The sequence below is a fragment of the Pedobacter caeni genome (assembly GCF_900129215.1).
GTDB classification, from domain to species: domain Bacteria; phylum Bacteroidota; class Bacteroidia; order Sphingobacteriales; family Sphingobacteriaceae; genus Pedobacter; species Pedobacter caeni.
The window spans coordinates 1-14,819 of the sequence record NZ_FQUQ01000011.1; the positions used below are offsets into that span (position 1 = coordinate 1).

Consider the following 14,819-nt stretch of genomic DNA (forward strand, 5'->3'; position numbering starts at 1 on the left):
AGAACTGCGGTTCGGAGATCAACACTACTGAAGAAGAGGCCTTCCCGACAACCGGTCCAAATGGAGCATTGTATTATTCTTCCAAAGGAAAAACAGGGATGGGTGGATATGATATTTACAGCAGCAATGGAGAAAAAGGTCAATGGAGCAAAACTCAAAACCTGAAATATCCATTGAACTCTACCAGTGATGATTTCTATTTTGTGAGCCATGATGGCAAGACCGGATATTTCTCTTCCAACAGGGAAGGGGGAGCTGGTGATGACGACATCTACAGTTTCAACGATCAGACTGCTCCGGCGATGATTCTGGCCCTGGATGGAACTGTTTACGACCAAAAGACCAAAGCGACCTTAGACTCGGTCCTGGTGACCTTAACAGACGGTAACGGACTTGCAATGAATCGTAAGGTGACCACAGGGAACGGGAACTTCTTTTTCGGTTTAACAAAAGATCAGGATTATAAGGTAGAGATCAGTAAACTGGGCTATACTTCGGTATTGAAAACGGTAAGTACAAAAGGATTGACTAAATCTGATACTTTAACCATGCAGGCCTTTTTGGATAAAGATAAATTTGAGCCAGGAAAAACCTATGTACTGAGAAACATCTATTATGATTTTGATAAATCGAACATCAGGCCTGATGCTGCCAGAGAGTTGAATAAACTGCTGGCGATCTTAAAGGAGAACCCGGCGATCTGGATTGAATTGTCATCACATACTGATAGCAGGGGAAGCGATCAATACAACCAGTGGTTGTCGCAAAGCAGGGCAAACGCTGCCACACAATACCTGATCGACAGAGGAGTTGAGAAAGAGCGGATCAAAGCCAGAGGATATGGGGAAACAATGTTACTGAACAGGTGTTCGGATGGTGTAAAATGCAGCCATGCTGAACATCAGCTCAATAGAAGAACAGAATTTAAGGTCATAAAAAATTAGGATTCAGACCTTAAAAATTAACATTTAAACACGAATTATGTTCAGCGGGATACTTTTTGGAGTATCCCGTTTTTTTTATAGCTGTCGGGCCATTTATCAGCTGGGTAAAAGCAACTCTGTTTTAATCCGGAACAAAATTAAATAAGTTCGTTAAAAATATTGCTAAAACTATTTAACAACTATTAGAATATACAAAAGTTATTAATTAATTTGCTGAGATTTTAAAATATAGATAACGGCTAAATGAATTCAACATCTTCTAAACTTCCCTATATAGGAGTAGATATAGGTGGCTCCCACATCACCGCTGCTCATGTAGATGCAACCACATACAAAGTAATTGACAGCACGATGAAACGTGAGCGTGTCGCTTCAATGGACTCCGCTGAAGTGATCATCGAATCCTGGTTAAACGTGCTTTCTTCCCTTATCATCAGAACCAATGGGGAAAATTCTAAAATAGGAATTGCGATGCCCGGGCCATTTGATTATGAGCATGGGATCTCCCTGATGAAAGGCATGCAAAAATATGATGCTTTGTACAACATCAACGTAAAGGAAATCCTGGCTAAACGCCTGGAAATCCCGGAGCAGGATATCGTATTCATCAATGATGCAGAAGCTTTTCTTCGTGGGGAACTGGCCTCAGGTGCCGCAGCAGACAAAGAACGGGCGATAGGGGTAACACTGGGTACAGGATTAGGATCAACCAGTAATGCCAGTGGGATTACCGTAGATATGAACTGGGCATTCCGTCCTTTTAAAGAAAGCATTGCTGAAGAATATATTTCTACCAGATGGTTCTTAAAAAGGTATAAGGAAATTACAGGAACAGATGTTAAAAACGTAGAAGAATTGCTATCTACGGCAACAGCTTCTGTTAAAGATGAAATTTTTGAAGAATTTTCAGACAATCTGAGTATCTTTCTGAACGATTTAATCGCACAGGAGCAGCCTCAGGTGGTCGTGATTGGTGGCAATATTGCCAAAACATGGGATCATTTTATTGATGCACTGAAGGGAAAAATCACAGATAAATCTGTAGCCATCAGACAAAGCGAAATGTGGGAGGATGCAGCTCTTGTAGGTGCAGCCAGCGCATGGGCTTAAAATTAAGATAAATGAAGAAATACTTTTTTATTGCAGGATTATTGGTTCTGCTGAACTATTCAAAGGCCCTTGCGGCAAAGGTAGATACGGTGCTGACTTATAGTGCTGCAATGAAGAAGAAAATAAAAACAGTGGTTGTTGTCCCCGACAACTACCCGCAGGGAAAAAGCTTTCCAACGGTATACCTGTTGCATGGGTATGGTGATAGTTATCTGGCCTGGGTAAATATGGTGCCGGTAATCAAGAAGTATGCTGATGATTTTCAGATGATCATCGTTTGCCCGGACGGAAATACCTCCAGTTGGTATATGGATAGTCCGTTAGATCCGGAATGGAAGTATGAAACGTATGTGGCCACAGAACTGGTGAGCCAGATCGATCAGCAGTATAAAACGGTCAAAGACAGAAAGGGTAGGGCAATCACCGGTCTGAGTATGGGTGGACATGGCGCATTATACCTCTCTTTCAAGCACCAGGACGTATATGGCGCAGCAGGAAGCATGAGTGGAGGAGTAGACATGACACCTTTCCCTTTGAAATGGGAGATTGCCAAACGATTAGGCAGTTATGACCAACAGCCTGAGCGATGGAAGGCAAACAGTGTGGTCAATATGACACATTTGCTTGTTCCCGATAAACTGGCCCTGATCATTGACTGTGGAAAGGAGGATTTCTTTTATCAGGTAAATAATAAGCTCCATGAGGAATTATCATACCACAATATCCCTCATGATTTTACCATCAGACCGGGTGCACATAACTGGAATTACTGGAAAAACGCAATAGGATTCCAACTGATGTTTTTCAGTAATTTTTTCAATAAAGTATAGTTATCTGTTTTTTATTTTAGCAAGGGTATTCAGAGGCTTCAGCCGGAACTTTTGAGCAAATTTGAGATTCTCATTTGTTACCGGTTGATTGGTAAAAATGAGGTCGTCAGCCTGATTTGTTTTTTCAGTTTTAAATAAACCCGATTGGTATTTCCGGTAATTATTTTTATAAAAGGATAGTTTTTTAGATTAATCTGCGTTGTATGTAATTAAGATTTGACTATTTTCACTACCTATGAGACATTATATTTTCGCTGGCCTTTTTACTTTGATTGGTTTCAGTTCATTTGGGCAAAATAATAAGCCCTGGCTTTCTTTCTGGAACAAAGACTCCACGCTGATCGGTTTTAAGGATAGTGAAAATACTGTAAAGATTGAACCCCGGTTCACAGGATTTATCAGTGCAAAGAAGTTTGATGATATTATTGGGGTAAGTGAGACGGTAAATAAAAAATGGATAAACTATTATATCACCAAATCCGGACGAATTGTGGGTAGGGACAGCCTCCATATATTTGACAATGGGGTGGATTGTGAGACTGAAGGTTTTATTCGCTTCAGAGACGCTAAGACGGACAAGGAAGGAATGTTTAACCGTAAGGGTGACATTGCGATCCCGGCCAATTACAACTCGCTTACAAGGGTTATAAATGGAATGGTTATCGCATTGCAAGGGGCAAAAAAGAAAAGCTGGGGTAAGGAATCTGGTGACCATCATTTCAGTTGGGAAGGAGGGAAGCAAATATTGATTGATACAAACAACCGGGTGCTTATTGATGATTTTAAGTCTGATGGCCGGTTAGACTACTTCTCTTTGTTGATTTCTGACCAACCTGACCCAAGTCCCATAAGAAAGAATTTCAAGACCTTACAAGGGAAATATTATTCGTTTATAGATGTCAGGAAAGAATTTGATGCCTGGCTAAAAACGGCGTTATTAAAAGATTTTACAAAAGAACGCTTATTGGCAGCATCCTTTAAAGAGCTCACAGATGGATGGAAAGCTGAGGAAAGCAGTGCTTTTATAAATAGAAATTTTGAGCTTATAAAAGCGAAATTTCTGGAGCTGAATCGTCCGAATTGTAAATATCAGGTTTTTCAGGACGGGCTTAACCCTTTTATCTTTGAATCCGCGAATTTTGAGCGTTTTTACAATAATTGCGGAGAAGCCAAAGAATGGATCTATCCGGTAATGAATATCGTGGTTAGCCATGGGAAAGGAAACGAAAAGGATTTTTATCAGGATAATCTTACTTTTTTAAGAACGGAAGATGGGTATAAATTTATCAGCGTAGACTTAGAGGCAGGACTGATAAAATAAATAAAATCCCATCCCATAAAAAAATCCCCCACCATATGGCAGGGGATTTTTCTTGTCTTATTATTCAGGAATTGTTATTCTACACTTCCTTCTTCTTTTTTCTTTTTCTTGCCCGGGCTTTTGTTTTCTACCACAATTTGATCGCTCTCTTTGTCGTAATCAATTTCCAGTGTATCACCATCATTGATCTCGCCTTTCAGGATTTCTTCAGCAATCGGATCTTCCAGGTATTTCTGGATGGCACGTTTAAGTGGCCTTGCTCCAAAGTTGATGTCGAAACCTTTCTCTGCGATAAAATCTTTAGCTACTTCAGTCAGTTTTACTTCATAACCTAAGTTGTGTACACGACCGAATAAAGATTTCAACTCAATGTCAATGATTTTGAAGATTTCTTCTTTACCCAAAGTATTGAAGACCACTACATCATCCACACGGTTCAGGAATTCCGGAGCGAAGGCACGTTTTAACGCGTTTTCAATCACTCCTCTTGAATGTGCATCAACCTGATTTGTTTTTGCTGTAGTAGAGAAACCAACCCCTTGTCCGAAATCTTTCAACTGGCGTGCGCCAATGTTCGAAGTCATGATGATGATGGTATTTCTAAAATCTACTTTACGGCCCAGGCTATCGGTCAGCTGTCCTTCGTCTAATACCTGTAACAGGATATTGAATACATCAGGGTGTGCTTTTTCGATCTCATCCAAAAGAATTACTGCATAAGGCTTGCGACGAACTTTTTCAGTCAGCTGTCCGCCTTCTTCATAACCCACATATCCCGGAGGCGCTCCCACTAAGCGGGAAACCGCAAATTTCTCCATGTACTCACTCATATCGATCTGGATCAATGAATCATCACTGTCGAACATGAAGCGGGCTAATTCTTTTGCCAATTCTGTTTTACCAACACCTGTAGGGCCTAAGAAAATAAATGAACCAATTGGTTTTTTAGGATCTTTTAATCCGGCTCTGGTACGCTGAATGGCTTTGGTCAGCTTTTTAATGGCATCATCCTGTCCGATAATTTTCGTTGCTACAGTATCGTACATGTTCAATAGTTTAGCACTATCTGTTTGTCCGACACGTTGCAAAGGAATACCGGTCATCATGGAAACCACTTCTGCCACGTTATCTTCCGTTACGGTATAACGTTTGGTTTTAGTTTCTGCTTCCCATGCAGCCTTAGCACGATCCAGCTCCTCTAAAAGATTCTTTTCAGTATCTCTTAATTTCGCAGCCTCTTCGTATTTCTGGCTTTTTACCACTTTATTCTTTTCAAGCTTGATTTCTTCAATCTTGTTTTCAATCTCAATGATGTTCTCAGGAACATGGATGTTTGTTAAATGCACCCTTGAACCGGCCTCATCTAAAGCATCAATCGCTTTATCTGGTAAGAACCTGTCGGTAATATACCTTGAAGTCAAAGCCACACAGGCATTGATGGCTTCATCAGTATAAGTTACCCCATGGTGATCTTCGTATTTTTCTTTGATACGGTTTAAGATCTCAATGGTTTCATCCGGTGTAGCAGGCTCAATCATTACCTTTTGGAAACGACGGTCCAATGCACCATCTTTCTCAATGTACTGACGGTACTCATCTAAAGTAGTGGCACCGATGCATTGAATTTCGCCCCTTGCCAAAGCAGGTTTGAACATATTCGAGGCATCCAGCGAACCTGAAGCACCGCCGGCACCTACAATCGTATGAATCTCATCAATAAACAAGATCACATCTGTAGATTTTTCCAGCTCGTTCATCACCGCTTTCATACGTTCCTCAAACTGTCCGCGGTATTTGGTACCTGCCACTAAAGAGGCAAGATCTAAGGTAACCACACGTTTGTTGAACAATACTCTGGAAACTTTGCGTTGAACAATGCGTAATGCCAGTCCTTCTGCAATTGCAGATTTACCTACACCTGGCTCACCGATCAGGATCGGATTATTCTTTTTACGACGTGATAAGATCTGAGACACACGCTCAATTTCTTTCTCACGACCTACAATAGGGTCGAGTCTGTTTTCCTCAGCTGCTTTTGTCAGGTCTCTTCCAAAATTATCTAAAACCGGAGTTTTTGATTTGATGTCTGAAACTTTCTTAGGGCTGCTGAAGCTTTCTTCTTCACGATAATCATCATCACCACCAGTTGATGCGCTATTTTGAGTCTCATCTCTGAAACCGTTTTTATTCACTTCAACTTCCTGTTTGAAAATCTCGTAATTGATGCTGTATTGCAGTAAGATTTGAGAAGCAATGTTATCATCATCGCGCAAGATGGACAGCAACAGATGTTCTGTTCCAATCAAATCGCTTTTGAAGATCTTTGCCTCCAGATACGTGATCTTTAAAACCTTTTCGGCTTGTTTGGTCAATGGGATGTTACCCAGGTTAACCGTCACACTAGAGGTACCTCTGACAGAGTCTTCTATCGAACGACGAAGTTTTGAGGTATCAACACCCAGTGATTTTAATATCTTGATGGCCATACCGTCGCCTTCGCGAATTAGGCCCAACAAAAGATGTTCTGCGCCTATATAATCGTGACCTAATCTCAGGGCTTCTTCCCTGCTAAAAGATATCACGTCTTTTACTTGTGGAGAAAATTTAGCTTCCATATATACCTTTCTAAATCGGGAATGCTCTAAACTATAAAATTTGTTTTATAAAAAGGCACCCCTGATTTTTTTATTTTATCAACAATTACGCCATAGCGGCAGAAACGGATGTAGAGACTGCCGATATTTCAGAAATCTTACTAAGTTCTGACTTTATTGGTGATATTTACGATCCGATAAGCAAATATGTCAGATGGAAATGATCGACATTTTTCTAACGGCTGCTAAATCCCTATTGATCAGAATTTTCAAAGTTTAAGCCCTATAACCCTTATGAGTAAGATAGCCTGTAAATGCGGACATATAATTGTAGACCAAACTGATGACCTTCCTTATAAAGGGTACTATATTAAAGATACACATATTGAAGAACTTTATAAAGGGTTTGATCATATAGATCAGTTGATTGATGCCATCAAAGCAGATAAAAGAGAAGAATGGATCATACAAAACTTTGGCAATGCAGCGTATGCCCTTGAATTGAGTGATTCCAGCCTTATCCATGACCTTTGGCTACGCAATTTGAAGGTGAGTACGATCTATACTTGTGAAAACTGCGAAAGGTTATTGGTGCAGCAAGGAGAGGAAAATACTTATAAAACCTATATAGAAGAGCCAGAAGATTAATATTCCTGTGATATCTGCTAAACAATTTTTTAATGGGAATTACATCCTTATCTTTGTGCCCCTAACCTTATTTCATTAATTTTAATTCTATAAAGCCTGCTAAAGGCATAAAATATAATAAGCAAATATGTCAGACGAAAAAATAATCTTTTCAATGGCGGGGGTAAATAAGATTTATCCACCCCAAAAGCAAGTTTTAAAAAACATTTACCTTTCCTTCTTCTATGGCGCCAAAATCGGTGTAATTGGTTTGAACGGATCTGGTAAATCATCCCTTTTAAAAATCATCGCAGGTTTAGATAAATCCTTTCAGGGTGAAGTAGTTTTCTCTCCGGGCTATACCGTTGGTTACCTGGCTCAGGAACCTGAACTGGATGAAAATAAAACAGTCAGAGAAGTAGTAGAAGAAGGAGTTGCAGAAATTACCGCGATCCTTAAAGAATACGAATCCATCAATGAGCAGTTTGGTTTACCTGAAGTTTATGAGGATGCAGATGCAATGGATAAACTGATGGCCAAACAAGGTGAATTACAGGATAAAATTGATGCCTCAAATGCCTGGGAGCTGGACAATAAGCTGGAGCGCGCCATGGATGCACTTCGTTGCCCTGATCCGGATACCAAAATCGGTGTGTTATCAGGAGGTGAACGCCGTCGTGTGGCGATGTGCCGTTTGTTGTTACAGGAACCTGATGTATTGTTGCTGGATGAGCCTACGAATCACCTTGATGCTGAAAGTATCGATTGGTTAGAGCAATTCTTAAAAGACTATAAAGGAACTGTTATTGCAGTAACCCACGATAGGTATTTCCTTGACAATGTAGCGGGCTGGATCCTTGAATTAGACAGGGGTGAAGGTATTCCATGGAAAGGAAACTATTCTTCATGGTTAGATCAGAAAGCAAAACGTCTGGCACAGGAAGAAAAAACAGAGAGCAAACGTCAGAAAACACTGGAGCGTGAGTTGGAATGGGTTCGTATGGCGCCAAAAGCCAGACATGCCAAATCTAAAGCACGTTTGTCAAACTATGACAAACTGGCTTCTGAAGATTCGAAAGAAAGAGAAGACAAGCTGGAGCTGTTTATCCCTGCAGGACCAAGGTTAGGAAATGTGGTGATTGAAGCCAATAACATTACCAAAGCATATGGCGATAAGCTATTGTTTGAGAACCTGAGTTTCTCTTTACCTCCGGCAGGTATCGTGGGGATTATTGGCCCCAATGGTGCAGGTAAAACTACGCTGTTCCGTTTGATCACTGAGCAGGAAACTCCGGATACCGGAACTTTCCGTGTAGGGGAAACCGTAGCTCTGGGTTATGTGGATCAGATGCACAATGACCTTGACCCTAATAAAACTGTTTACGAAAACATCACCGATGGTTTAGATAACATTCAGCTGGGCAATAAAGCGGTAAGCGGAAGAGCCTATGTTTCTAAGTTTAACTTTAATGGTGGCGACCAGCAGAAAAAAGTAGGAGTGCTTTCCGGTGGAGAGCGCAACAGGGTACACCTTGCCATCACCCTGAAAAAAGGAGCCAATGTATTGTTACTGGATGAGCCGACCAATGATATTGACGTAAACACGTTGAGGGCATTGGAAGAAGCACTGGAAAACTTTGGCGGATGTGCAGTGGTGATCAGTCACGATCGTTGGTTCTTAGACCGTATCTGTACACACATTCTTGCATTTGAAGGTGATTCACAGGTTTACTTCTTCGAAGGAAACTATAGCGATTACGAAGAAAACCGTAAAAAGCGTCTTGGAGATGTGACTCCACACCGTTTGAAATATAAAAAACTGGTTTAACCACCTTACTGGTTTAAATACCCTATAAACACAAAAGCGGTTGCTCCGAAGGGAAGCAGCCGCTTTTGCATATCAGGAAATCTGATCTAAAATTTATTCCTTACACGCTCCAGTAATTCCTTTGTTTTTCTGATTCCTTCATCTTCAGATAACACCGATCCTTCGTATTCTATTCCTACAATTCCAGACCATTTGCCGGCTTTTACGATTTCAAACATACGGGTATAATCGATGTCCTGTTCTTCGCCGTCTTCTTTAAAATTATGGGTTTTAGCACTCAGGCCTTTGGCATAAGGTAAAAGGTCTTTTACACCCTGGTATTTATCATATTCTTTATCTGCACTGATTTTAAAATTTCCAAAATCAGGCAGGGTACCACAATAAGAGCTGTTTACTCCTTTGATCACTGAAGACAGCCAGTTCCCATCCGAAGAATAGCCACCATGGTTCTCCACGATGATATTGATCTTGTTTTTCTTACCATATTCGGTTAGTTTTCCTAATCCGTCAATAGCGGCCGTTTTGATCTCTTCTGCGGTTCCTTTTCCTGCGGCATTTACCCTGATGGTTTTACAGCCCAAAAATTTCGCTGCATCCACCCATTTGTAATGGTTTTCCACTGCAATCAGCCTCGCTTTGTCATCCAGATCGCCCAGGTTACCTTCTCCATCAATCATGATCAGGTGATTCTGGATCCCTTCACTATCCGTTCTGTCTTTCAGTTCTTTTAAGTAAGCTTTATCTGTTTCCTGCTTTTTGAAGAAAGGGCTCACATATTCTACAATATGGATGTCGAAGTCCTTTTTTGCTTTTAACGGAAAATCCAGGTTGCTTAGTTTTCCGGCAAACAGGGTTTTATGAAGTGACCATTGTGCCAGTGAGATCTGAAAAAACTCTTTTTTATCTGCGGCAAATACTTCCAGGGGAAGCAGGGAAGAGATGCTTGCGGCAGCAGATAAAATGCCCAGATCTCTGATGAAGTTTCTACGGTCTGTCGTTTTCATTTTGGTTGGTTTTAGCGTTGAAGGATACAAGGTATTAATTAAAAAAGAGCTTTCAAAAAAACGCGTTCAATGAACTGTTAAAGGCAATATTTTGAACAACTTAGTGTGTTTTTAACACATTTTGCAAATTAATGCAGCTGTAGATTTGGGATTTAGCCTAAATGCTTCTATTTTAGAGATTAAATAGGTCAGGTTAAAATATCAGTTGTATCAAAATCTTATAGATGAAAGTTAAAAAATTATTGACAATACCACTCTTAATCTCTGCTTTTTGTGCCTCCGCTCAGGAGAAGAACAGCGCTTACACACAACAAATTGACGGCACTAAATTAAGCTTCGAAATGAAAGCCATTCCAGGTGGTGAATTCCAGATGGGCAGCAAAAAAGGAAAGGCAGATGAACAGCCGGTCCACAAGGTAAGTATTGATCCTTTCTGGATGGGCAGTGTGGAAGTGACCTGGGACATTTACGAGCCATTTTTATACAAAGATTACGAAACCACACATAGCACGGGACCTGTTCCTGCTAATGTTGATGCGGTAACCAGACCTACAAAACCATACCTGGACATGACCTTTGGTATGGGGAAAGAAAATCATCCTGCATTGGCAATGACACATTACAATGCCATACAGTATTGTAAATGGTTGTATGCCAGAACAGGTGTTTTTTATCGTTTACCTACAGAAGCTGAGTGGGAATATGCCAGCAGGGCGGGCAGTACTGAAGAATATGCCTTCGGTAATGATGCGGCTCAGCTTGCTGCTTATGCCTGGTTCAAAGAGAACAGCGAAGGGAAGACTCATATTGTCGGACAGAAGAAGCCAAATCAATGGGGTTTATACGATATGTATGGCAATGTTGCCGAATGGACTTACGACCAGTATGCTCCTGATACCTATGCAGGGATCAGTGGAGCGAAAGCTAAGAATCCGGTTGCCGTGCCTGAAAAACTGTACTCCCATGTGATCCGTGGAGGTTCCTATGACGATGTAGCAAAAGACTTGCGTTCTGCAGCCAGACTGGCCTCAGATCCGGTATGGAAGCAGTTGGATCCACAAATACCAAAGAGCAACTGGTGGTTTCCTGAAGCCCCTTTTATTGGAATGCGACTGGTACGACCGGTAACATCTCCATCAAAAGAAGCCATTGATGCTTATTACAATAAACCGGTAATCAAAGATTACTAAAGACCAGAACTCACACTAACAACCAAATATAAACCAACCAACAAAAACTATGAACAAGGAAGAATTGCGCGATAAGCGCCGTGAATTTTTAAAGGCATCTGCACTTGTGGCAGGTGGCGTAATGCTCAATCAATTTGCCTTTGCAGGCGGTCATTCCTCCACGGATGATACCATTAAAATTGCGCTGATCGGATGTGGTGACCGTGGTACCGGTGCTGCTTTTCAGGCTTTGAATACCAAACAGAACATTAAACTGGTGGCAATGGCTGATGCGTTCCAGGATCGTCTGGACAACAGTTATAAAGCACTTTCAGAAAAATATAAGGACAAGGTCGATGTTCCTAAGGAACGCAGGTTTGTAGGCTTTGATGGTTACCAGAAAGCAATTGCCCTGGCAGATGTCGTGCTACTGGTTACTCCTCCGGGATTCAGGCCAACTCACTTCGAAGAAGCCGTTAAACAAGGTAAACATGTATTTATGGAAAAACCGGTTGCAGTAGATGCACCTGGAGTCCGCAAAGTACTTGCAGCAGCAGAATTGGCCAAACAGAAGAAATTAAACGTTGTTGTTGGTCTGCAACGCAGGTACCAGGCAAACTATAGAGAAACCGTAAAACGCATTGAAGATGGCGCGATAGGCGATATTGTAAGCGGACAGGTATATTGGAACAGTGGTGGGGTATGGGTTAAAAAACGCGAACCACAACAAACGGAGATGGAATATCAAATGAGAAATTGGTATTACTTCAACTGGTTATGCGGAGACCATATTGTAGAGCAGCATGTACACAATATTGACATTGCAAACTGGGTTAAGAATGCTTATCCTGTATCCGTTCAGGGTACTGGTAGCCGCGCCTGGAGAACGGGCAAAGATTATGGAGAGATCTATGACAACCATGCGGTAGAGCTAACCTATGCTGATGGATCGGTGATCTATAGCCAGTGTCGCCATTTCGAAGGGATTGCAAACCGTGTAGATGAGACTTTCCAGGGAACTAAAGGCCGTGTATACCTGTCTGCAGGTAATAATGGCGTGCTTTGGGACCATAAAGGAAAAGAAATATTTAGCCATCCGACCAAAGGGAACGCCAACCCGTATCAAACAGAACATGATGAGCTTTTTGCTGCAATTGCAAAAGGTGAATATAAATTTGCTGATGCAGAACGTGGTGCCAAAAGCTGCTTTACCTCGATCATAGGCAGATACGCCACTTATTCCGGACAAACGATCAAATGGGATGAGGCTTTAAAAGCGGAGAACAGCCTGATGCCAGATCAGCTGAGCTGGACGGCAAATCCAAAACTGATGCCGGATGCTAATGGCTTGTACCCGATTCCTACTCCGGGGAAATCAAAAATCATTTAAACAAAAGGCCTTCTTGTGGCAATCGTCCCTAAATCGGCTATCCTTTTATTACCGCTGCTGGTCTCTCTTTTTATTCAAAAGAAAGACCAGCAGCAGTATAGTATTCATGGCTATGCCCAGGGTACCGATTATTCCATTAAATACTTTGCGGAAGATAGCGTCGTGACAAAAAGGGCGGTAGACAGCATCCTCTTAAAGATCGATTCTTCCATGTCCCTTTACAAGCCCTATTCCCTCATTAGTGAATTCAACAGGTCGGAAAAGGGAATATTGCTGGATGCTCATTTTGCCAGGGTAATCCGGAAATCTTTTGAGATTTATAAAGCAACTCAGGGCAGATTTGATGTGACAGTTGCGCCCCTTGTTCAGGCCTGGGGTTTCGGCCCGAAGGCTGTTGACCATTTTCCTGATCGCGCAACGGTGAAAGCTTTACTCGGTAATGTAGGCATGAATTATCTGGAGCTTGAAGGCAATTACTTAAGAAAAAAAAAACCTGGAGTAACCATAGACCTGAATGGCATTGCCCAGGGCTACAGTGTTGATGTCGTTGCAGATTACCTGATAAAGAAAGGCATTTCTGCTTTTGTGGTGGAGATCGGAGGAGAGTTGCGGGTGCTTGGCCCAAAGCCAGACGGTTCTGCAATGAGGATCGGCATTGAAGGACCTGCAACTTCTGCTGATTCAGAACCGGAGATCAGACATGTATTGAGTTTCAGCAAAGGTGCCGTAACGACTTCAGGGAATTACCGGAAGTACCTGCAAAAAGGAAAAAGGAAAATTGCCCATCTCATCAACCCTAAAACCGGTTATCCTTTAGATAACCAGCTGATCAGCGCGACGATTTATGCCAAAGATGCAATTACTGCAGATGGTTATGATAATGCAGTCATGGCGATGAGCATGGAAGAGGCCCTGGCCTTTGTAGCCGCCAGAAAGGACATGGAAGCTTACCTGATTTATCACCGTAAAGACGGAACAGTAGCGGATACCCTGAGCAGGGGTTTCAAAAAAATGATGTTACCTTAAACAATGATTTAAAACCAGACCAACCAAAGCATACTTTATGAAAAGAATAGAATTTTTAAGAAATAGCTTTATTGCCACAGGAGCGGCATTGGCAGGATCTACGCTAAACGCAACGGCCAGTACATCTGAATCGGGCCTGGCAACCGGGCTTGCCGGAAAAACCTTTAACCTGGATTATGCACCACACCAGGGAATGTTTGCCAACCATGCAGGAAAAAGTTTCCTCGATCAGATCCAATACATGTATGATCAGGGTTTCCGCTCTATTGAAGACAACGGATACCTGGGCAGACCTGTTGAAGAACAAAAGAAAATCGGGGATCTGCTGGCTAAACTAGGCATGAGAATGGGCGTATTTGTGGTAGATGGTGGCGATAACTGGAAGACCTCCCTCACTACAGGAAAGAAAGAATTTAAAGATAAGTTTGTAGAAACCTGTAAACTATCGGTAGAAGCGGCAAAGAGATGTAATGCCAAATGGATGACCGTTGTTCCTGGATTTTATGAACGGAAACTTCCCTATGGAAACCAAATGGCAAATGTAGTAGATGCGATGAGGGCGGGAGCTGAGATCTTTGAACCACATGGCCTGATCATGGTGCTGGAAACACTGAGCGATACTCCGGAGCTGTTCCTGCAGCAGACTCACGAAACGTATAATGTATGTAAAGCAGTAAACAGCCCTTCCTGTAAAATCTTGTACGATATTTATCACATGCAAAAGACCGAAGGGAACCTGATTGTGAACATGGACCGCTGCTGGGAAGAAATCGCATATATCCAGATTGGGGATAATCCGGGAAGGAAAGAACCGACTACCGGAGAGATCAATTACAAGAATTTATTTAAGCACCTTTACAATAAAGGATATAAAGGCGTGATGGGAATGGAGCACGGTAATTCTAAGGGGGGTAAGGAAGGAGAATTACGCGTGATACAGGCTTATCGCGAGTCGGACGACTTCTTGTCTTAAAAA

General features: G+C 41.8%; 12 protein-coding genes. 10 read left to right on the forward strand and 2 right to left on the reverse strand.

Annotated elements, in window-relative coordinates:
• From BUC20_RS33210 to BUC20_RS33225, 4 genes are all read left to right on the forward strand, one after another.
• A partial coding sequence (locus tag BUC20_RS33210) for an OmpA family protein (RefSeq protein ID WP_159441189.1) occupies nt 1-944 on the forward strand: 944 nt, incomplete at its 5' end.
• A gap of 243 nt (nt 945-1,187) precedes the next feature.
• Nucleotides 1,188-2,054, forward strand: a complete 867-nt coding sequence (locus tag BUC20_RS33215; RefSeq protein ID WP_073239107.1) for an ROK family protein — start codon at nt 1,188-1,190, stop codon at nt 2,052-2,054.
• Between the two features lie 11 nt (nt 2,055-2,065).
• A complete protein-coding gene (locus BUC20_RS33220; protein WP_073239109.1) occupies nt 2,066-2,884 on the forward strand; it encodes an alpha/beta hydrolase in 819 nt (272 codons plus the stop codon).
• Nucleotides 2,885-3,119: 235 nt separating this feature from the next.
• A complete protein-coding gene (locus BUC20_RS33225; protein WP_073239111.1) occupies nt 3,120-4,205 on the forward strand; it encodes a hypothetical protein in 1,086 nt (361 codons plus the stop codon).
• A gap of 74 nt (nt 4,206-4,279) precedes the next feature.
• On the opposite strand, the gene BUC20_RS33230 is transcribed toward BUC20_RS33225, so the two are convergent.
• Nucleotides 4,280-6,820 carry an ATP-dependent Clp protease ATP-binding subunit gene (locus tag BUC20_RS33230; protein ID WP_073239113.1) on the reverse strand — a complete coding sequence of 847 codons (2,541 nt, stop codon included), beginning with the start codon at nt 6,818-6,820 and terminating at the stop codon, nt 4,280-4,282.
• A gap of 273 nt (nt 6,821-7,093) precedes the next feature.
• Between BUC20_RS33230 and BUC20_RS33235 the strand changes: the two genes are divergently transcribed.
• Both BUC20_RS33235 and ettA read left to right on the forward strand, forming a co-directional pair.
• On the forward strand, nt 7,094-7,447 hold the full coding sequence (locus tag BUC20_RS33235; RefSeq protein ID WP_073239115.1) for a hypothetical protein: 354 nt from the start codon (nt 7,094-7,096) through the stop codon (nt 7,445-7,447).
• A gap of 127 nt (nt 7,448-7,574) precedes the next feature.
• Nucleotides 7,575-9,254 carry an energy-dependent translational throttle protein EttA gene (ettA, locus tag BUC20_RS33240; protein WP_073239117.1) on the forward strand — a complete coding sequence of 560 codons (1,680 nt, stop codon included), beginning with the start codon at nt 7,575-7,577 and terminating at the stop codon, nt 9,252-9,254.
• Nucleotides 9,255-9,340: 86 nt separating this feature from the next.
• On the opposite strand, the gene BUC20_RS33245 is transcribed toward ettA, so the two are convergent.
• Complete coding sequence (locus BUC20_RS33245) at nt 9,341-10,258, reverse strand: sugar phosphate isomerase/epimerase family protein (RefSeq protein WP_073239119.1); 918 nt, start codon at nt 10,256-10,258, stop codon at nt 9,341-9,343.
• Between the two features lie 224 nt (nt 10,259-10,482).
• Between BUC20_RS33245 and BUC20_RS33250 the strand changes: the two genes are divergently transcribed.
• The 4 genes from BUC20_RS33250 to BUC20_RS33265 are packed head-to-tail and all read left to right on the forward strand — an operon-like array spanning nt 10,483 to nt 14,816.
• Nucleotides 10,483-11,448 carry a formylglycine-generating enzyme family protein gene (locus BUC20_RS33250; protein ID WP_084529529.1) on the forward strand — a complete coding sequence of 322 codons (966 nt, stop codon included), beginning with the start codon at nt 10,483-10,485 and terminating at the stop codon, nt 11,446-11,448.
• Nucleotides 11,449-11,497: 49 nt separating this feature from the next.
• Nucleotides 11,498-12,817, forward strand: coding sequence for a Gfo/Idh/MocA family protein (locus BUC20_RS33255; protein ID WP_073239121.1), 1,320 nt, complete (start codon nt 11,498-11,500; stop codon nt 12,815-12,817).
• A 15-nt stretch (nt 12,818-12,832) separates the two neighbouring features.
• Nucleotides 12,833-13,843 (forward strand): FAD:protein FMN transferase, encoded by a 1,011-nt coding sequence (locus tag BUC20_RS33260; RefSeq protein WP_073239123.1) that lies wholly within the window; start codon nt 12,833-12,835, stop codon nt 13,841-13,843.
• Between the two features lie 37 nt (nt 13,844-13,880).
• The gene (locus BUC20_RS33265; protein WP_073239125.1) at nt 13,881-14,816 is read left to right on the forward strand and encodes a hydroxypyruvate isomerase family protein; all 936 of its coding nucleotides are present in this window, start codon (nt 13,881-13,883) and stop codon (nt 14,814-14,816) included.
• Nucleotides 14,817-14,819: the final 3 nt, after the last annotated feature.